The 21,117-nt window shown below is 43.2% G+C and carries 15 protein-coding genes; 11 read left to right on the top strand and 4 right to left on the bottom strand.

The features are described from left to right. Window positions 1–161 precede the first annotated feature (161 nt). Entirely contained in the window at window positions 162–1,235 is a 1,074-nt protein-coding gene (gene mutY, locus GGD38_RS24580) for an A/G-specific adenine glycosylase (RefSeq protein ID WP_375296951.1), read from the bottom strand. A gap of 342 nt (window positions 1,236–1,577) precedes the next feature. Between mutY and GGD38_RS24575 the strand changes: the two genes are divergently transcribed. From GGD38_RS24575 to GGD38_RS24565, 3 genes are all read left to right on the top strand, one after another. After that, window positions 1,578–1,898, top strand: coding sequence for an HU family DNA-binding protein (locus tag GGD38_RS24575; RefSeq protein ID WP_081145882.1), 321 nt, complete (start codon window positions 1,578–1,580; stop codon window positions 1,896–1,898). A gap of 25 nt (window positions 1,899–1,923) precedes the next feature. Beyond that, complete coding sequence (locus GGD38_RS24570; RefSeq protein WP_375296952.1) at window positions 1,924–2,772, top strand: tetratricopeptide repeat protein; 849 nt, start codon at window positions 1,924–1,926, stop codon at window positions 2,770–2,772. A gap of 340 nt (window positions 2,773–3,112) precedes the next feature. After that, window positions 3,113–4,666, top strand: coding sequence for a ribonuclease E/G (locus tag GGD38_RS24565; protein ID WP_375296953.1), 1,554 nt, complete (start codon window positions 3,113–3,115; stop codon window positions 4,664–4,666). Between the two features lie 103 nt (window positions 4,667–4,769). On the opposite strand, the gene GGD38_RS24560 is transcribed toward GGD38_RS24565, so the two are convergent. Next, window positions 4,770–5,924, bottom strand: coding sequence for a serine hydrolase domain-containing protein (locus tag GGD38_RS24560; protein WP_375296954.1), 1,155 nt, complete (start codon window positions 5,922–5,924; stop codon window positions 4,770–4,772). A 521-nt stretch (window positions 5,925–6,445) separates the two neighbouring features. After that, window positions 6,446–7,135: a zinc metallopeptidase gene (locus tag GGD38_RS24555; RefSeq protein WP_375296955.1), complete on the bottom strand. Its 690-nt coding sequence runs from the start codon at window positions 7,133–7,135 to the stop codon at window positions 6,446–6,448. A gap of 621 nt (window positions 7,136–7,756) precedes the next feature. Here GGD38_RS24555 and radA point away from each other — a divergent pair. The 7 genes from radA to GGD38_RS24520 all read left to right on the top strand — a co-directional run bounded on the left by radA (window position 7,757) and on the right by GGD38_RS24520 (window position 17,130). Next, a complete protein-coding gene (gene radA, locus GGD38_RS24550; protein WP_375296956.1) occupies window positions 7,757–9,130 on the top strand; it encodes a DNA repair protein RadA in 1,374 nt (457 codons plus the stop codon). A gap of 40 nt (window positions 9,131–9,170) precedes the next feature. Continuing rightward, window positions 9,171–9,866 (top strand): ComF family protein, encoded by a 696-nt coding sequence (locus GGD38_RS24545; protein ID WP_375296957.1) that lies wholly within the window; start codon window positions 9,171–9,173, stop codon window positions 9,864–9,866. Window positions 9,867–10,183: 317 nt separating this feature from the next. Further along, a complete protein-coding gene (locus tag GGD38_RS24540; RefSeq protein WP_375296958.1) occupies window positions 10,184–11,578 on the top strand; it encodes a choice-of-anchor Q domain-containing protein in 1,395 nt (464 codons plus the stop codon). A 364-nt stretch (window positions 11,579–11,942) separates the two neighbouring features. Next, the gene (locus GGD38_RS24535) at window positions 11,943–12,458 is read left to right on the top strand and encodes a glutathione peroxidase (RefSeq protein ID WP_375296959.1); all 516 of its coding nucleotides are present in this window, start codon (window positions 11,943–11,945) and stop codon (window positions 12,456–12,458) included. A gap of 903 nt (window positions 12,459–13,361) precedes the next feature. Next, entirely contained in the window at window positions 13,362–14,597 is a 1,236-nt protein-coding gene (locus tag GGD38_RS24530) for an ATP-binding protein (RefSeq protein ID WP_375296960.1), read from the top strand. 355 nt (window positions 14,598–14,952) lie between these two features. Then, complete coding sequence (locus tag GGD38_RS24525) at window positions 14,953–16,350, top strand: stage 0 sporulation family protein (protein WP_375296961.1); 1,398 nt, start codon at window positions 14,953–14,955, stop codon at window positions 16,348–16,350. Window positions 16,351–16,374: 24 nt separating this feature from the next. Continuing rightward, on the top strand, window positions 16,375–17,130 hold the full coding sequence (locus tag GGD38_RS24520; RefSeq protein WP_375296962.1) for a Bax inhibitor-1/YccA family protein: 756 nt from the start codon (window positions 16,375–16,377) through the stop codon (window positions 17,128–17,130). A 117-nt stretch (window positions 17,131–17,247) separates the two neighbouring features. On the opposite strand, the gene GGD38_RS24515 is transcribed toward GGD38_RS24520, so the two are convergent. Next, window positions 17,248–18,039, bottom strand: a complete 792-nt coding sequence (locus GGD38_RS24515; protein ID WP_375296963.1) for a TIGR00266 family protein — start codon at window positions 18,037–18,039, stop codon at window positions 17,248–17,250. A gap of 189 nt (window positions 18,040–18,228) precedes the next feature. On the opposite strand from GGD38_RS24515, the gene GGD38_RS24510 reads away from it, so the two are divergent. Then, window positions 18,229–21,093, top strand: coding sequence for a M16 family metallopeptidase (locus tag GGD38_RS24510; RefSeq protein WP_375296964.1), 2,865 nt, complete (start codon window positions 18,229–18,231; stop codon window positions 21,091–21,093). Window positions 21,094–21,117: the final 24 nt, after the last annotated feature.

The raw sequence follows: 21,117 nt of genomic DNA, 5'->3' as shown, positions 1-21,117 counted from the left end.
ATTTTTTAATAGAATAAAAGAGATTTTTTTAGGCCCGGTTATTACCGGGATACCCATCTGTAGAGGCTTTCACAAATAGCATAGTTTTTACCATATGTTAGCCACGGCAATCAACCAGGTAAGCCTGGTCATATGAGCGATTATCAAGATTCCTAACGGCTTTAAAACAATTGGGCCGGAGGGGCCGGTTCACCCAAAAAAGTAGTAATAAAGCGAGGGAATGCGTATTTCGATAACTCCTTCTTATCAATAAGTAAAAAATTGCTCAAAGTGGGTAACGGCTCCTGTACCTTCACCTTCACAAACCGCCCATGAATGGTTTGATGCGTAAGTTGTTGCCGGTATATACGACTTATGCTTTCAATATGCGCGGCCTTTTGGCCATTCACCAACTTCTTAAGGAAAGGCGTTTTTAAAGTAATATCTTCTACTGCGGCCGGAGCCTCGTACAATACAAACTCAAACAGGTTTTCCCATATATCCTTACCCGTTCTTTGTTTTATGTACCATTTGCCCTTATGCTCTATGATGAAGTAATAGAACCAGCGCTCTTTGCGTATAAGCGCCTTTTGTTTCACAGGTAGCTGGCTTACCGTATTTTGGTTAAAGGCTTCGCATTCCTTTTGCTGTACACATGTGTTGCATAGGGGATTTTGTGGTTTGCATATAACCGCCCCAAAGTCCATGATCGCCTGATTGTAAATACCAGGCTCATCGGGTTTTAATAACTCCTGTGCAAGGTTTTGAAATTGTTTTTTGCCTGCGGTTGTATCTATAGGTGTTGTTATGCCAAAGTAACGGGCAATAATGCGTTGTACATTACCATCAAGCACAGCATGTGGCAGGTTGAATGCAAATGATGAAATGGCTGATGCGGTGTATGGACCAATACCCGGCAACGCTTCTATTTCATCATACGTAGCAGGGAATATACCGTTATACTCACTGGCAATTTTACGAGCTGTTGCAATAAGATTTTTACAACGGCTGTAATAACCGAGCCCTTCCCACATTTTGAAAACCTTTTCATCACTGGCTTTTGCCAAATGAATAATTGTAGGAAATGCAGCAATGAATTTTTCATAGTAGCTCCATCCCTGTTCAACTCTTGTTTGTTGCAGTATGATCTCACTCAACCATATTTTATATGGATCTTTCTCTCCTTTCCATGGCATCGCTCTTGTGTTACTGTTCTTATTCCATTGTAATAACCTTCGCGTAAAATCAGGTTTCATGTAATTATTTGCTCGTTTTTATCTATTCTGATTGACCAACAGGCCTTTTTTTGCCTAAAAATCGTTCAAAAGCAGCCGATTTTTTTTAAACTGAAAAAAATTGCTAATACTTGTTCAGTGGTCGTTTTGCGCATTAATGTATTGAAAATGAAACGTTTGCCTATCAAAAAGGGCACAAAAATTGTTTAAAATTCATTTTCAATTGTTTATACTTTTCTTGCAAATGTGAAAATTTACAGTTAATTTCATTAAAGAATTGATTTAGTGTAGATTGCCTTTGACATTCCTATGAAATTTCCTTAAAGAAATAAAAATTTGTAAACCCGTAAAAATTCATGCGACATGAGAAAGGCAGACCTCGTTAACCAAATATCGGAAAAAACAGGTATACCGAAGGTTGATGTGCTGGTTACGCTGGAGACCATGTTCAAGGAAGTAAAAGACACCTTGTCCCAGGGCGAGAACATCTACATTCGTGGTTTTGGCAGCTTTATAACAAAGAAGAGAGCTGCTAAAATTGGCCGTAATATCAAAAAGAATATTGCGGTGCATATACCCGAACATTTTATTCCTGCGTTCAAACCAGCCAAGGAATTCGTTGCAGAAGTTAAAAAACTGCAATCAGTAAAAGAAGATCAGCCAAACCCGGATGATGAGATGTAAATTTGCTGCTTAAATGATTTGATTCTTGAAAAAGCAACAAATAATCCTTGTTAGCAGTGGAGTTGGTCTACTGTGTCTGATCTACTTTTTTGGCAAAACCATTCCCCCTAAAAAGAACCCTGGTGCTGTTGCAGCGGCAGCCGGTACAAGTGAAATAAGTTCGAAAACCATTCTGGATGCTTCCAGGCAGCAACTTACACCTGCCCAGCAGGCTTTTGTTGCCCAAATGGAAGCTGGTGTTGTACGCGGTGACGTTAAAGAGCAACAGATTAAGGTTTATAAGCAGCTGGCTGACTTCTGGAAAGACTCAGCCCATTTACTGCTTCCCTACGCTTATTATTCTGCCGAAGCCGCTAAATTGGAAAATTCTCAAAAAAGTCTCACCTTTGCTGCCCAATTCTTTTTAGAGGGCATTCGCCGGCAAGAGAACCCTGAGTTACAACGGTGGATGGCATCAGAGGCTAAAGACTTGTTTGAGAAAGCTTTACAACTTGCTCCAAACAATGATTCGCTGAAAGTGGGATTGGGTAGCGCAATACTTTTCGGAAACCTGGGCGGTGGCCCAATGGAAGGGATCGCAAAGATCAGAGAAGTGGCAGAGAGAGATCCGGAAAATATGTATGCGCAATATATGCTTGGTTTAGGCGGACTTATGTCGGGCCAATATGACAAAGCAATCGATCGGTTACTGAAGGTAGTTCACCATCAGCCAGAAAATGTTGAAGTTGTGCTTATGTTGGCCGATGCTTACGAGCAACACAACGAAAAGGCAAATGCGGTGAAGTGGTACCAGGAGGCTAAGAAGCATATTCAAAGCGCCGACCTGATGAAGGAGATCGACGAACGAATTAAATTACTTGGTAATAATAAATAAACCTTTCCGGTAAAAACATTAGCAACATTTTTTTTTCATCTTAAACTCATTGGTGTTATATGCCTTGTGGTAAAAAAAGAAAGCGTCATAAAATAGCAACGCACAAGCGTAAAAAAAGACTTAGAAAAAACCGGCATAAGAAGAAGAACCGCTAGTTTAACTTCTTGAAAAAGGTCGCGCCTTTCGGGCGAGGCCTTTTCCTTCTTTCGCTGAATCTAGTTATGTTGTCATTTATTACAGGTTACTTACTTTGCTGATTTCTGATACCTGACAACTAATTCCTCTTCAGCACCTTTCCTTGTAGTGATGAGATGGTTTAGACGGTATAAAGACAGAACGCTTGAATAAGGAACTAATTATAAATGCGACACCTCAGGGCGTTGAAATAGCGCTATTAGAGGATAAAAAACTCGTGGAATTGCATCATGAAAAAACTGATGCAAGCTTCGCGGTGGGAGATCTATATCTCGGAAAAGTAAAAAAGCTCATCCCTGGACTAAACGCTGCATTCGTAGATGTAGGTTTTGAAAAGGATGCCTTCCTTCACTACACTGACCTCAGTCCGTATGCACGCTCCCTTTTGAAGTTTACCCAACAGGCCATTGTTGATAATGGTCCCCAGGGTTTCAACTTCGCAAACTTTCAGGTTGAACCGGAAATTGTAAAAACCGGTAAAATCAATGAAGTGTTGAGCGGCAAACCGAACATTCTGGTTCAGATATTGAAAGAACCTATTGCAGCCAAAGGCCCCCGCCTTAGCTGTGAAATTTCCCTGCCTGGCCGTTTCGTTGTTATCACCCCTTTCAATGATATAGTGGCCGTTTCCCGAAAGATCCACTCTGCCGAAGAAAGAAAAAGATTACAGAAGATAGTAGAAGCTATTAAACCAAAGAACTTTGGGGTAATAGTTCGTACTGCTGCTGAAGGCAAGAACACGGCCGAACTTCATGAAGATCTGGCCGCCCTTGTTGAAACCTGGGAAACCATTCAGGCAAACCTGAAAGGCGCAGTGGCCCCCGCCAAGATATTGAGTGAGCAAACAAAGACTACCAGTATCTTACGCGACCTGTTGAATGAAGACTTTAACCGGGTAGTTGTAAATGACCGCAATATTTATAACGATACCCGTAACTACATTCAGCGCATTGCGCCCGAGAAAGCAGAAATTGTTACATTCTATCATAATGGGTTGCCCATTTTCGATCAGTATGGTATTACCAAACAGGTAAAAGCTGCTTTTGGAAAAACCGTAAACCTGCCAAGTGGCGCCTACCTTATTATTGAACATACCGAAGCATTACACGTAATTGATGTAAACAGCGGATACAAAAGCGTTGGCAATAACCAGGAACAAAATGCCCTGGAAACCAACCTTGAAGCTGCTGCTGAGATCAGCCGCCAGTTGCGCCTGCGCGACCTGGGTGGAATTATTGTGGTTGACTTTATTGATATGAAGTTGCCCGATAATAAACGGAAACTGCTGGAGGCTATGGAAGAATGTATGCGCCCCGACAGGGCAAAACATGCCGTTCTGCCCATCTCCAAATTCGGGTTAATGCAAATAACAAGGCAACGGATGAAACCTGAGGTAAATATCAATACCCAGGAAGTATGTCCCAGTTGCGCCGGTACAGGTAAAATATCTTCTACCCTGTTGCTGGAAGATGAAATTGAAAAGAACCTCAGTTACCTCATCACCCATCAACACAAAGACCTTACCCTGGTTGTACATCCTATTATGCACGCCTACCTTACAAAAGGCTCCATGTTTAAATCTAAAGTATGGAAATGGCGCTGGAAGTATGGACAAAAGGTTAAGGTAAGAGAGAACACCAACTATCATCTTACCGAATTCCACTTCTTCGACAAACACGACGACGAAATAAAACTGTAGCCTGCAGGCACAGACAATAAGCAAAAAAAATTTGGCAAGGGTTTCCGAACATTCGGAAACCCTTGTTTTTTATAATAACCCTGCTATTGTAATTTCCTGTTGATTATTCCTCAGGATCAAAAAACCCGAGCCATTTTAGTGGCGCCCCGGCATCACCTATAGTTTCCTGCAAAAGTTTATCGCCAACATGCCCAAAATTCAGGCTGTTGCTCATTAATATTACCGCCGTTTTCTTTTCGGGGTATGCCACAAAGTAGTTATGCCAGCCCTCATTATGCCCGGTATGGAACAGCGCCCTGCCGTAAGGCGTTTTTATTAGCCCAACACCCAGCCCCCACGATAATTGTATGTTATCATTCTCAGTAGTAATGGTATCTCGCAAGGGGCCAAACCCTCTTTTGGTATTGACGCGGATCTGTGGCGTAAACATTTGATTGAACAACTTTTTACCAACCCCTTGTTGCTGCATAAGGGCAATTATAAACTTAGCATAGTCTGTAGCTATAGTATTCATAGAACCGGCAGCCCGGGCGCTTTCCCTTTTTTCGGCCCCGTATAGTTTACCACTGGCCATATACCCTAACGCATAATCGCTATCGAACGAAGGCTGCCATACAAAAGAGGTATGGTCCATTTGTAAAGGCGCCAACACCAGCTCTTTGGCAACATCCTGCAACTTTTGCCCCGTCTGCTCTTCTATTATCACCCCTAACAGGTTCATGCCTTCATTGGAATAATAAAACTTTTTACCGGGCGGAGCTATCAGGTTTACTTTATTGTTATACAGGAACCGAAGAACTGGCAACCCTGAACTATGACTGAGCAGCATACGGGGTGTTACCTGGTTAAATGCAGTGTCAGTGGCCAGGTCTTTCCACTTCTCATATTGCCCTATTGGTTTCTTCAGGTATTTATATACGGGAGTATCAAGGTTAAACATCCCTTTTTCAACCAGCTTTAAAAATAAATAGGCCGATACCGGTTTGGTAAATGAAGCCGCGTACATAATAGTGGTATCGTTCAATACAGCGTTGGTTTGGGTATTCTTAACTCCAAATGCGTGATTATAAACCACTTTATTGTCGTTTATGATCACTACCGCCAGTCCCACAACGCGGGCAGTGTCGACAATCTGCTTTATAGTCGATTCTAGCCGGTCTTTTTTAACAACAACTCCTTGCAGGTTTTTTATTACAGGCTGTGCATATTGATTTAAAAAGCTTAAGCAGCACACCAGGGTGAGGGAGAAGGCTTTCATCGTAATGGTCAGGTATTAAATGTTAAGAAAACTAATATATCTGGTATTTGATGGAGGCAGGCAATTTCTTCGGATGAACATTTACGGAAGGTCTGTAAAAATAAGGATCGGGCAAAAAATTGCCCGATCGAAATATAAAACCAGAAAGGCGTAGGGAAAAAAGTGAATCAGACATGTCAAAATTATTTTTTAATCCCATACGGCAAAGGACAAATTGGTAAACGTGCAGTTTTGGCAATAGCCGTGTAAAAATGGGCGATAACCGTGTAGCCAACTATCGCCAAATTACCTAGATCGACCTTCTTCGTCCTCCTTTTTCATCAGTTTGTAGTCATATTTCGATGCTTCATAACCTATTAATGTTCATTCCTTAATCTCGGGTAAGGTTTAACATTTTCCCAACAAAAAGCCCCCACTATAGCGGGGGCTCCAATCTCACTTAACCAGATACATTTATAATAAAGACTTCTCTTTCCTGAAATGGATATGGAAGTCGGATAGCCAGCCGGGCCGGGATATATCTAGTCCCTGTTTCGGCCACCAAGGAATATTAATATATATTGTACCAGAGTAGCTATAGAAGCCAGGGCAGCCACTACATAAGTTAAAGCAGCCCACTTCAGCGCATCTTTCGCCTGGGGATACTCACGACTACTGGTAATGTTCGAGCGGTTCAACCAGGCCAGCGCCCGCCGGCTCGCATCCAGCTCAACTGGCAGCGTAATCACTGAAAATAAAGTAGTTAAACCAAAAAGTATAATACCTATCAGTAACAGGGCCGGAAAGGCATTTACCATTAACACGCCACCCAGCAATATCCATTGCACTATTCCTGAACTGAACATTACTACGGGCACCAGCTTGCTACGGAGCATTAGCCATTGATAAGCATTGGCATGCTGCACCGCGTGACCGCATTCGTGGGCGGCTACAGCTGCAGAAGCCACTGATACTCCGTTATATACGTCGTCACTAAGGTTTACCGTTTTGGTGGCAGGATCGTAGTGGTCGCTAAGGAAACCATTGGTTGATACTACTTTAACATCATATATACCGTTATCGCGTAACATTTTCATTGCCACTTCCCTACCCGTTAAACCGGCTGACAATGGCACCCGGCTGTACTTCGCAAATTTGCCTTTTAGCACACCGGACACCAGTAAACTGATCACTAAAAACAGGATTGAAACAAGCCAGATTGATGGTGTCATTTTCTTACTCTTTTTTTCTTTAATAACAATAATCTATCAAATCAGTTACCAATCCATTTGAGTAAATTTTACGCCATTTTTAGGCAGAAATCGAGGGCCTTTTTGTCATTCAAATTGCGTTTAATCGCAGTTAGCTGACATTTTATCACAAGCCTTTTTTAAAATCTCTTAAAATTGTATTAAAATTTGATTATCAATGCATTACGGCATCAAAAGACCAAATCGGGCATACATTAAAATCGCGTTGGAATTTATTCACAACCCCAAAAAATAATTTTGTTATGTGGCGCTTATTTGTAATTTAGTGCAAGAATTTAATGGGTTAGTAAGTAAAGGGTCAACAGCAATGTTGGCCTTTTTACTTTTCAAAAAAAGCACCATTTTTACCCCCCTTTTTTGACCCTCTTTTTTGCCCTTTTTTTGATCAAAAAACTTGCTTCGCAAAACACGCATATCGTTTCATACTATCACATACCTTAAACGCAGTTTTAAAAACCCTTCACTAACTTTTTAACGTGACTAACTATTCAAAAATCATTCTTCATAACATTTACATGTTATCAACAACCGTTTTAAACAATGTGCTTTAATAAGCGACCATGTTTTTACTAACTTTATCGCATGGCTAAAGTTAAAACAGCATTCTTTTGTTCGAATTGTGGATATGAAAGCGCAAAATGGGTTGGAAAATGTCCATCATGTGGTACATGGAATACATTTGTTGAAGAAGTAATTTCAAAACCATCTGTAAAAAAAGAAAACGGATGGGACGATTACAATGAAGAAACAAAAACACTTCGTACCATTCCTCTTCATACTATCAAGAGCAGCGAACAAATTCGCATCACTACTTCCGATGCAGAATTAAACAGAGTACTTGGTGGCGGTATTGTTCCAGGTAGCATTGTATTAATTGCAGGTGAACCTGGTATTGGTAAATCAACGCTGTTTTTACAAAATGGCTTACAACTACAGGGAAAAACTGTGTTATACATCAGCGGTGAAGAAAGCGAGCAACAGATAAAGATGCGCGCCGACCGGTTGAATATTCAAAATGACAACTTTTACTTACTCACCGAAACATTAACGCAAACAATATTCCAGGAGATCAAAAAATTAAAACCACACCTGGTCATTGTTGACTCTATTCAAACCATACAATCGCCGTATATCGATTCGTCACCCGGAAGCATATCCCAGATACGCGAATCGGCGGCAGAGTTTCAGCGTTTTGCCAAAGAAACCAACACGCCTGTATTTCTTATTGGCCATATAACAAAGGATGGAAGCATTGCAGGGCCCAAGATCCTGGAACACATGGTTGATACCGTATTACAGTTTGAAGGCGACCGTCATTATGCATATCGCATCTTACGCACCATCAAAAACCGTTTTGGCAGCACATCGGAACTGGGCATATATGAAATGACCGGCATTGGTATGCGGGGTGTGAACAACCCAAGCGAAATACTGATGACGCAAAAGGAAGATCGCTTAAGCGGTATTGCCATTGCAGCCACCATTGAAGGCATGCGTCCATTGCTCATAGAAGTGCAGGCATTGGTAACCCAATCGGTTTACGGAACACCACAACGAACTGTTTCAGGCTTCGATCTTCGACGTTTACAACTGCTGCTGGCTGTACTTGAAAAGAAAGGCGGCTTCCATTTCGGCATAAAAGATGTTTTTTTAAACATTGCAGGCGGTTTGAAGGTAGAAGACCCTTCAATAGATCTGGCCGTTTTATGCGCTCTCCTGAGCTCCTATGAAGATGTTCCTTTACCACCGCATGTTTGTTTTGCCGGCGAAGTTGGTTTAAGTGGTGAAGTAAGGGCCGTTCATCGCATTGAACAACGGATAGCAGAAGCCGAAAAGCTCGGGTTCGAAAAGATCATTGTTTCGCGGTACGGACAAAAATCAATCGCCAAAGGCGCCCATAATATTGAAGTAGTGCCCATGGGCCGTGTTGAAGAAGTTTATCAGTATCTGTTTTAGAATTTATAAGGCTTGAAGAGTAGCAGTAAACAACTGCTATATGTTTAAAAAAGTATTACATCCTTTATTACATCTTTTTATTCCACATCAGTGCGCCGGCTGCGGCAGCGATATTATGAGCCGGCAACAGGTTTTATGTATGCATTGCATAAACCGGTTGCCGGTTACTTCATTTTGTGGTCATGCCAACAACCCCGTTGAAAAGATCTTTTGGGGAAGAATGCCAGTTACCTCAGCCGCCAGTTATTTATACTTTTCAAAAGATTCGGTATTGCAACACATCATTCATGAACTAAAATACAAGGGCAATAAAGAATTAGGATCGTTTATTGGTCGTAAAATGGGCGAAGCTTTATTACATGCGCAGCAATTTAATGATGTGAACGCACTTATTCCACTACCACTGTTTGCAGCCCGGGAAAGAAAACGCGGGTATAATCAGTCAACCCTGTTATGCCGGGGCATGGCCGAAGTATTAAACCTTCCTGTTCTAACCCAGGTAATTTATCGCCACACCCCAAGCGAAACCCAAACAAATAAGAACCGCATTGACCGTTGGCTGAATATGCAGGGTAAATTTGTGTTACAACAACCCGATGCCATCAGCGGCAAACATATTTTACTTGTTGATGATGTAATAACCACCGGCGCAACACTCGAAGCCTGCGGTCAGGAACTATTAACTGCCCCCAATACCCGCTTAAGCATTATGACCATGGCTTATACGGTGAAGTAGTGAATGGTGAGTGGTGAGTGGTGAGTGGTGAGTGGTGAGTGGTGAATGGTGAGTGGTGAGTGGGCTCGCGAGTCGTGAAACGGCAAACGTGAAATGTGAAAGGGCTCGCAAATTTCCCAGATTCACTTACGAACTTGCGCTGCCTAAAATTTATTGCCGATTTAGCCGGCTCAAGATCAATTGCGAAGCCGCAATAAGGACTTTCACGTTTGCCGTTTCACGGTTCACGTGTGCTGATTGCCTTTCATTATCAAATCATCACATTATCAAATTATCACATTGACCGTGTATTTGAAAACGTGTATTTTTACAGGAACATGAAATATATACTTGTTGCCATACTGCTTACAAGCATTCTGATATCCTGTAAAAAGGAATCATTTATAACCAGCAGCACGGCATCGCTGGCAACCAGCGCCGATACCCTGCATTTTGATACCCTGTTTACCACTACAGGTTCTACAACCCGTTTCTTTCGCATATACAACAACAATAACCAAAAGCTGCGGCTGAATAAAGTGGCGCTTGGCGGCGGCGCGGGCTCTTTGTACGATATAAATGTTGATGGCACCCCAGGCCCCGAAGTAAACAATATTGAAATGGAGGCCAATGACAGCATTTATGTATTCGTTACGGTAAAGATAGACCCCAGCATCGATAACTTACCTTTCATTGTTCAGGATAGTATTCTTATCGATTTCAACGGCAATACACGATATGTACAACTGGAAGCCTGGGGGCAAAACGCCAACTTTATACGATCAAGAGTAATTACCGGTAACATTACCTGGACCAACATAAGACCCTATGTTATCACCGGAGGTATGCAGATAGACACCAACGCCACACTTACCATTGAAAAAGGATGCCGCATTTATATGCACGCCGATGCGCCTATTGTCGTTGATGGTACATTACTCGTTAAAGGAGAAAAATATGATAGCACGCGGGTAGTGTTCAGGAGCGACCGCATCGATGATCCATATCGCGATTTTCCTGGCGGCTGGCCCGGTATTTATTTCCGCGGAACCAGTGTAAACAGCAATCTGCAATATGCCAATATCATAAACGCCTATCAGGGTATAGCAGCCGAAAAAGCAAGCTTAAATGCCAATCCTAAAGTAACTCTTAACGAATGTATTGTTGATAATTGTTACGATGCCGGTATACTGGGTGTACAAACAAGTATCAAAGCTCAAAACTGTTTGGTAAGCAATTGCGGCAAGAATGTGTTACTGGGTTATGGCGGTAATTATGATTTCACCCATTGCACAGTAGTATCCTATTCCAATTCTTACATTCTGCATAAAGACCCTGTATTGGTTCTTACCAATTACACAAAAAATGGTAATGTGGTATTAACTGCTAACTTAACTGCCAGCTTTAAGAATTGTATTTTTTGGGGCGAGAATGGAACAACAGAAGATGAAGTGGTAACCGATAAACAAGGCAACACCACCTTCAATGTTAACTTCCAGAATTGTTTATGGAAGGTGAAGAACAGTGTGGCCAATGTAACCGCTACCAACATTACCGCCAACGACCCGCCATTGTTCGACAGCATTAATACTCAATTAAAATTATACAATTTCCGCCTGCGCGATGAATCGCCGGCCCTGAACAGAGGACTTACTACAAGCATCAATATTGACCTTGATGGAAACACACGGCCGGTGGGTGTGCCCGATTTGGGATGTTATGAGAAAAGGTAAGATGGTGAATGGTGAATAGCTCGCGAGTCGTGAAACGGCAAACGTGAAACGCGAAAGGGCTCGCTATCTTTCAAATTAATATACACCTTAAGCCACGCCAAAATTATTGCCTTCTGCTCACAATCACGAGACTTGAAATTGAGCAGCCATTTGCCGCTTCACGTTTGCCGATTGATCTTTACCAGGGAGCATCCGCCAGCCAGTGGATTACCCACCCTTGCAGCTTGCTTTCATTATCACATTAGCCAATTATCACATTATCACATTTGCTTTACATTATTTTACAGGAAAGCAACCAATTTAGCAGCATCTTTGTATAGTACAATTGCCAACCGGCATATACTATACCTAAAATTTTATCAATATGATACGCTTATTGCTTGTTTCCCTGCTCATTGCTGTGGCGCCTTCTATTTACGATTTTAAGGTTCCCGCACTGGATGGTAATGGCACCATCGATTTTAAAAAGTTCAAAGGCAAAAAGATCATGATCGTTAACACCGCCTCTAAATGCGGTAACACCCCTCAATATGCCGAACTGGAGAAATTATATGAGCAGTATAAAGATAAACTGGTGATCGTTGGTTTTCCGGCCAACAACTTTGGCGGTCAGGAACCAGGCTCTAATTCTGAGATCGGTGAGTTTTGTAAAAAGAATTACGGGGTAACATTCCCAATGGCCGAAAAAGTTTCTGTTAAAGGCGAAGATATTCACCCCCTGTTCAAATACCTGGTAGCAGAAGCTGAGAAAAAAGGTTTTACCGACCCCGTTAAGTGGAACTTTACCAAGTTCCTTTTAGATGAAAAAGGTAACCTCATCACCGTTATTCACAACAAAACAAAAGTTACCAGCGAAGAAGTGACCAAATATCTTAAATAGGATATACTATCGTTGTACGAATTAAGCGCTGACGCCATCGTCGGCGCTTTTCTTTTGCCCCACCTTTGCGGCTTATTGCAAGCCCGCCCCCACACTACCCAAATTCCACCACATAATAGTTTAATCGCAGTTGCACTTAAGTGTTTACTCTCAGTTTTTCGTCTGGTAAAACATGAGCAAAATCGATTATAAGTGTACTTTGAACGAATAAAATTCACCTTGCGGGTTTATATAGCCATTTTTGAATCATAAATCCAATATCTGTTTAAACGATCCAATTTTCTGAAGAAAACCATCCAATTCCGCGAAAAACCACCGGATATCCTTTGAACGAAAACCACGGAAAATCCAATCCATTGAAAATCAAAACCACCCACTTTTCCTGGTAACTCTTTATGAAAAATGTGATCCTAATTCTGTTAAAAACCATCAAGAGTTTAGCCGTAAAAGTTTCTGAAAGCCTTCCCGATGTATCGGGAGGCTTTCATTTTATATAGCTAATCAACCTGTCAAAGATCTTGTTCTGCCCCGCCCTCATAATCACCGCTGATATAACAAATATACACCTGCATACACCCATCTTTTTCAAATATGTGACGGCCTCCGGCACCCGGTGTTACGAAGTCCTCCAACCGGTGTTACGAACCGTATTTTTACCTCGGAATTCAATTTCTGGTGTGACGAACTCGTCTAAACGGTGTACGAACCGAGGTTAATACAGTGATGAATTTTTCTTCGGCCTCTTTGCCTCCTCTTTGGGTCCTCAATGGGCCCTCGAAAGTACCTCTGCCGGCATTCGGGCACCAAGGAAGCAATGAGGTTCCATCAAGGTATCATTAAGGTGTATTACACTATTCTTCTTTCTCTTTTCATCGTTGCTTTTTACTACTTAACTTCGCCCGCATGTTATTTAAGAATGTTATAGGCCAGGCAGATGTAAAAGCACATCTGGTAAATATGGTTCAGCAGGACCGTATCAGTCACGCCCTTTTGTTTCTTGGTAAAGAAGGGTGCGGCGCACTGCCCCTGGCCATTGCATTTGCACAATATATTGTTTGTGAAAAGGTGAACCGGAAAACCGCAAATGCGGCCGCACCTGCGGGTCCATCGCTGTTTGGCGAGGAACCTGCACCTTCGGATTCTTCCCACTCACCACTCACCACTCACCACTTGCTCGATTCCTGCGGCGAATGCCCCAGCTGCCAAAAAATGGTGCAGCTTATGCATCCCGACATCCATTTTTCTTACCCCGTAATTCCAAGGAAGTCGGGAGATAAGCCTTTAAGCTCTGATTATATTAGTGAGTGGCGCGAGTTTATTGCTAAATACCCTTATGGCAATTCCTACGACTGGCTGCAGTTTATTGGGGCCGAAAACAAACAGGGTAATATTACCGCATATGAATGTAATGAGATCATTCGCAAGCTGTCGCTCAAAAGTTTCGAAAGCGGATTTAAAATATTGGTAATGTGGATGCCCGAATACCTGGGCAACGAAGGAAATAAATTACTGAAACTCATTGAAGAACCACCACCAGATACCCTCTTTATACTGGTGGCTGAAAATGAGTCGCTGATATTGCAAACCATTTTATCGAGGACCCAGCTGGTTAAAATTCCGGCCCTTACTCATCAGGATATTTCCGCAGCCCTGGTTGAAAAGGCCAAAATGGCCCAGGACCCGGCTATGCAGATAGCCCTGATAGCCGAAGGCAACTACCGCGAAGCCCTGCAATTGATGCAACATGCCGATGAGGACTGGCAGAGCCTGCTGCGCGAATGGCTAAACGCCATTTTAAAGAACGGCCCCATTGCCCAGGTGAAATGGGTTGAAGAGGTGAGCAAGCTGGGCCGTGAAAAGCAGAAGCAGTTCCTGCGCTATTTTACCCATTTGCTTGAACAGGCCATCAGACTGAATGCTATGGGACCGGCCAACTTGCACCTACCCGAGAAGGAAAAGGATTTTGCCGCCCGCCTTAACAAAATTGCGGCGTTCCTTCAGCAACAGGCCATCATTGAGGAACTCGACAAAGCCACTTATTATATTGAGCGCAACGCCAATCCCAAAATGTTGTTCCACGCTCTTACTATTAAATTATATCATATTATAGCTAATAAGCAGGCTCCGGCGGTGATTTAGTAGTGAATGGTGAGTGGAGAGGGGCTAACTTACAAACGTTATCATATACAAGCCCTTTTGACGTTAATAACTTATATTTGTAAATCGGCCTGTTAAGCAGGAAGCAGAAAAATTGTGCGTAAGGGGTTGCATGCGAACAGGATTGCTATATATACCAGGTTATCTTATTTCGCTATATTACCCATAAATGCGTCTTAATCAGCACGTTATAGTCATATAACGCCTAAAATGATGAATACTGGCGCACCCCGGTTTCCCGGAGGGATGTATAATACCCTGCCTCTAATTTCTGCATACGTTTTCCGGCCGACCCGATCATAAATAAATTTTATAAATCGTTAATCCTAAATAAAGAATGGGATGTAGTTCATGCGGAACAGGCGGTAAAGTAGCCGGTTGCAAAAGCAATGGCGGCTGTAGCACGGGCGGATGTAACAGAATGAATGTACACGATTGGCTTAGTAACCTGCCATTCAGCGACCCTTCGGGCAGCTGCAAGATCGTAGAAATAACCTTCAATAACGGAAGCCGTAAAGACTTTTACCGTAACACCACTGTTCATATATTCGAAAAAGGCGACCTCGTTGCCGTTGAAGGCGTAAGCGGGTTCGATGTAGGCACCATAAATATCACCGGTGAAATCGTTAGGCTCCAGATGAAAAAAAGGAATGCCGACGAAACCGACCCCGATATTAAAAAAGTACTTCGCCGGGCCACCGATAAAGACATCGAGATCTGGCAACAAAATAAAGACCGCGAAAAAGAAGCCCTCATCAGGGCCCGGGCCATTGCCCGCCAGCTGAACCTCGAAATGAAATTGACCGAGGTTGAAATTCAGGCCGATGGTCGCAAAGCTACCTTCTTTTATATTGCCGACGACCGGGTTGATTTTCGCGAGTTGATCAAAGTATACGCCAAAGAATTCAGAGTTAAAGTAGAAATGCGGCAAATTGGCGCCCGCCAGGAAGCCGCTAAAGTAGGTGGCATTGGCAGCTGCGGCCGCGAATTGTGCTGTAGCACCTGGTTAACCGATTTCAAATCAGTTAACACTACCGCCGCCCGCTACCAAAACCTGTCTATAAATCAAAGCAAACTCAGCGGTCAGTGCGGCCGGTTGAAATGCTGCCTCAACTACGAGCTCGATATATACCTCGATGCCCTGCAGCACTTCCCCGACAATGCCGATACCTTACAGGTAGCCAAAGGCACTGCTATTCTTATAAAGAAAGATATTTTCAAGAACCTGATGTGGTATACCCTGCCCGATAGCAGCAAGCAATATCCGCTTACTATTGAACGGGTAATAAAAATAAAACAGCTGAACGCGCGTAACCAGGTGCCCGATGAGCTGGAAGCAGTAGATGTAACCACACAGAAACCCAAAGAGGTTGAACCTGAGTTTGTTGATGTGGTGGGGCAAATCAGCTTACGCAGTCTTGAAAGGGCCGAGAAAAAGAAACGCCATGGTGGTGGAGGCGGACATCATCAACACGGCGGCGGCCAGCAAAAAGAAAAAGAACAACCACGCCAGCAGCAACAGCAGCGCGGCGGTGGCGGGCAGAACCAGAACCGCGATAACCGCCAGGGTCAGCATGATAAAAAAGGCGGCGGCGGTGATAACAGACGGCACAACCAGCCCCGGAACCAGGGTGGCGGCGGCCAAAACCAGAACCGCGACAATCGCGGCGACCGGGGTGGAAATAAAGGGAAAGACAATGAAAAAGGCGGCGACCAACAAAAACCTGTATCTTAAAAAATAAATTCAAACTCTAAATCTATGGCATTATTTAAATCCGGTAATCCTGCTTTAGGAGAGAAGGCCTTCTCACAAACCTATACCGTTTATGGTGATGAAGCAATGACAATAAAAGGAACCCTCAACAAGTTCGGTATCCTTTTCCTGCTCACCATGGCAACAGCCGGCCTCGCCTGGAAGATGGCATATTCTGGTGTTAACATTGTTCCTTACATGTGGGTAAGCTTATTCGGCGGTTTGGGCCTTGCTTTTATTATGGCTTTCAAAAGGAACCTGGCCCCTTACCTGGCGCCCGTATATGCGCTGGTTAAAGGTGTTGCTGTGGGTGGCATATCGGCTTACTACAACTATGCATTCGAAAAAATTGCTCCAAATATCATTACACAGGCAGTTGCTTTAACCTTTGGTGTGGTTATCGCCATGTTCCTGTTGTACAGATTTAACATCATTAAGGCTACGCCTATTTTCACCAAGATAATTGTTACCGCCACTGCAGGTATTGCAATTTTCTATCTGATCTCTATTGGCCTGCACTTTGCCAACATCAACATTCCTTTCCTGCACGAAGGCAGCCCTATTGGCATCGTCTTCTCGCTGGTGGTTGTTGCATTAGCTGCTCTGAACCTGATCCTCGATTTCGATCTTATTGAAAACGGTTCTAAAATGGGTGCGCCTAAATACATGGAATGGTACAGCGCTTTCGCATTGCTGGTAACCATTATTTGGCTCTACTTCGAAATTCTGAAGTTGTTGTCAAAACTCGCTAAGAGAGATTAATAGCTGAAAAGCTTAATTATACTAAAAGGGCGCCCGGTTAATCCAGGCGCCCTTTGTATTTACTGTATTTTGTATTCCATTATCTCATTAGCACATTAGCTAATTATCACATTAACCTTACCAGCCATCACCATCGAGCATATTACCTAAGCCGCCCAATATGCTTCCTTCTTCTTTACGTCTTGGTCCGCCATAGGTTAAAATGCGGCCGGCCAAACGGCTAATAGGCAGGGTTTGAATCCATACTTTACCAGGCCCGCGTAATGTAGCAAAGAACAAACCTTCGCCACCAAACAGGGTATTTTTAATACCGCCTACAAACTGAATATCATAATCGATGGTTTGCGTATAAGCCACCAAACAACCGGTATCAATACGCAGCAGTTCGCCGGGTTGTAATGTTCTTTCAAACACGTGACCACCGGCATGCACAAAGGCCATACCATCACCTTCGAGCTTTTGCATAATGAAACCTTCACCACCAAATAAACCGGTACCCAGTTTACGTTGAAATTCTATACCTACGCTTACGCCTTTGGCTGCAGCAAGAAATGCATCTTTTTGGGCAACTATCTTTCCACCCAGTTCCATTAGATCGAGCGGAATAATTTTACCAGGATAGGGAGAGGCAAAGCTTACTTTCTTTTTGCCCTGTCCTACGTTTGAGAATGCGGTCATAAATAAACTTTCACCGGTGATCACGCGCTTACCGGCGGCCATCAATTTACCAAAGAAACCGGTGTTGGCTTTAGCGCCATCGCCAAAAATGGTTTCCATTTGAATGCCATCATCCATCATCATAAAGGCGCCGCTTTCAGCAATTGCAGTTTCACCCGGATCGAGTTCCACTTCAACATATTGCATTTCTTCACCGTAAATTTTGTAGTCTATTTCGTGATTAGTACGCATGTAATTCTTTTTAAAGTTTAATAATTAAACCACCCCGACAGACTGGTTAGTCGCAATTTAATGCTATTCGTTTCATGAGTTTGATTATTTTTTTGGACGACCGCCACCCCATGTTATTGATAAATGGTTTGGAACCCCTATGGGAAATCGTTTAACTTGGTGCAATCTCATTTAACAAAAATTACACATATGAAAAAAGCCATACTGCTGTTGGCTGCTATGCCATACCTGTACAACCAGGTAGCCGGCCAGGCAAAACTGGTTGAAAAAGTTACACGTACAGGAAATGAGCTCGTTATACCTTACGAAAAGTACGTGCTGCCCAATGGCCTTACGGTTATAGTGCATGAGGACCACAGCGACCCTATAGTTCAGGTTGATGTAACCTACCACGTAGGCTCTGCACGCGAACAAATAGGCAAATCGGGCTTTGCCCATTTCTTTGAGCATATGATGTTCCAGGGCAGCGACCATGTAAAAGATGAAGAACATTTTAAAATGGTGACCGATGCCGGCGGAACATTGAACGGTAGCACCAACCGCGACCGCACCAATTATTACGAAACTGTACCCAGCAATCAACTGGAAAAAATGCTTTGGCTCGAAGCCGACCGCATGGGCTTTTTGCTGGATGCTGTTACACAACAGAAGTTTGAAATACAAAGGGCCACTGTAAAAAATGAACGCGGACAAAACTATGATAACCGCCCCTATGGTTTAATGAGCGAAGTTATTTCACGCAACCTGTACCCATACGGGCACCCCTACTCGTGGTTAACGATCGGGTACATCGAAGACCTGAACCGTGTTGATGTAAATGACCTCAAGAACTTCTTTTTACGATGGTATGGCCCTAACAATGCCACCGTATCAGTTGGCGGCGATGTAAAAACAGCCGATGTAGTAAAGCTGGTTGAAAAATACTTCGGCAGTATACCCCGCGGGCCGCAGGTTGATAAAGTAGTGGTACCCGCCGCAGTACTCGATAAAGACCGTTATGTTTCTTATACTGATAATTATATCAGGCTGCCCATGCTGAATATTGTATATCCTACCGTTCCTAACTATCACAAAGACATGGCGGCCCTTAGTTGCCTGGCCCAAATACTGGGCGCAGGTAATACTTCTCTGTTATATCAGCAATTGGTAAAACCACAATTGGCGCTGCAAACAAATGTGTATAGCCAGTTATACGAACTGGCCGGTGAGTTTACCATTCGCGTTGTGCCGCTGCCTGGTAAAACCCTGGCCGATATGGAAAAACTGGTACGCGCTTCTTTAGATAGTTTAGAAAAACGCGGTGTAACCGATGAGGACATTGCCAAATTCAAAGGATCTTCCGAGGCGCAATACATCAACGGGCTGCAAAGCGTATCGGGCAAAGTATTTCAGCTGGCCGCCTTTCAAACGCTGGCCGGCAACCCCAATATGATAGGCTCTTTGCTTAAGATGATAAATGCAGTAACAAAAGAAGATGTAATGCGGGTATACAACCAGTATATAAAAGGCCAGCATGCCGTTGTATTAAGCGTATTGCCTAAAGGGCAGGAAAGCGTAATTGCAGCAGCAGACAATTACGAGATAGACAAAAGTCATTACACGGCGCCCGATTATGGCTATACAGGTTTGGCGTACAACAAAGCAAAAGACAATTTCGATCGCGCCACTCACCCTGGCAACGGACCTAACCCAATTGTAAAAGTGCCGGCCTTTTGGCGTAAGGAATTGCCGGGCAAAACAAAATTCATTGGTGCCGAAAATAATGAACTACCCACGGTAACGCTTACGATCTCTATACCAGGCGGGCATTTATTACAATCAAAAGATACGGCCCGGATTGGTTTGGCCAGCCTGTTTGCCGATATGATGAATGAGGACACAAAAAATTATACAGCCGAACAAATGACGGCGGAGCTGGATAAACTGGGCAGCAGTATTGAGGTAACCAGCAGTCGCGATGCTATTGTATTTAACGTAGAAGCGCTTAAAAAGAACATTGATAAAACGCTGGCCCTGTTACAGGAACGGTTGTTCAATGCAAAGTTTACCGAAACTACTTTCAACCGCGTACAACGGCAAACACTCGAAAGCCTGAAGCAATCGAAAACACGCCCTGCAGTGGTGGCCGATGATGTAATAGCTGTGGTGAACTATGGAGCCAACCATATATTAGGCATGAACGAAAACGGCACAGAAAGCTCAATAAAGAATATCACCCTGCAGGATATTCAGAATTATTATAACAATTATATGACCACCAACAATACCAAAGTAGTGGTGGTGGGCGATATTACGCAAAATGAAATTTTGCCCAAGCTTTCCTTCTTAAGCAAGCTGCCTAATAAAGCCGTTGTTATACCTGCTGTAGTTGCCAAGCCAAAAGAAATTGATAAATCGAGAATATACCTGGTGAACATTCCCAAGGCGGCACAAACCGAATTCAGAATAAGTGATGTAACCGGTTTAAAATACGATGCCACCGGCGAGTATTATAAAACAGGTTTAATGAACTTTACATTGGGCGGCGGGTTCAATGGCCGCGTGAATATAAACCTGCGCGAAGACAAAGGCTGGACATACGGCGCCCGCACCAACTTTAATGGCGACCAATATACCGGCGACTTCACCTTTAGCTCCGGCATAAAAGCCGATGCTACCGACAGCGCCCTTTCTGAAGTAATAAGAGAATTTAAAGAGTATGCAGCCAATGGCATTAAAGATGAAGAGTTGGTATTTATGAAAAACGCCATTGGGCAACGCGATGCATTACGTTACGAGACCGGTATGCAAAAAGCTGGTTTTATACAACGCATGTTGCAGTATAATTTGCCTGCCAATTATGTTGATCAGCAAAACAAGATCTTACAAAACATTACCAAACCCGAAATTAATGCGCTGGCTAAAAAGTACATCAACCCCAATAAAATGAATATGGTATTGGTGGGCGATAAAGCACGTATATTACCCGGCCTTCAAAAAACGGGGTATGAGATTGTAGAACTGAATATAGAAGGAAAGCCACTTGAGGGAGGGGAAATGAAAAAAGGATTTTAAGCATAATATGCTAATGTGCTAATA

The organism is Niastella sp. OAS944 (assembly GCA_024809215.1).
Classification (GTDB): Bacteria; Bacteroidota; Bacteroidia; order Chitinophagales; family Chitinophagaceae; genus Niastella.
This window is presented reverse-complemented; position numbering and strand designations above follow the sequence as displayed.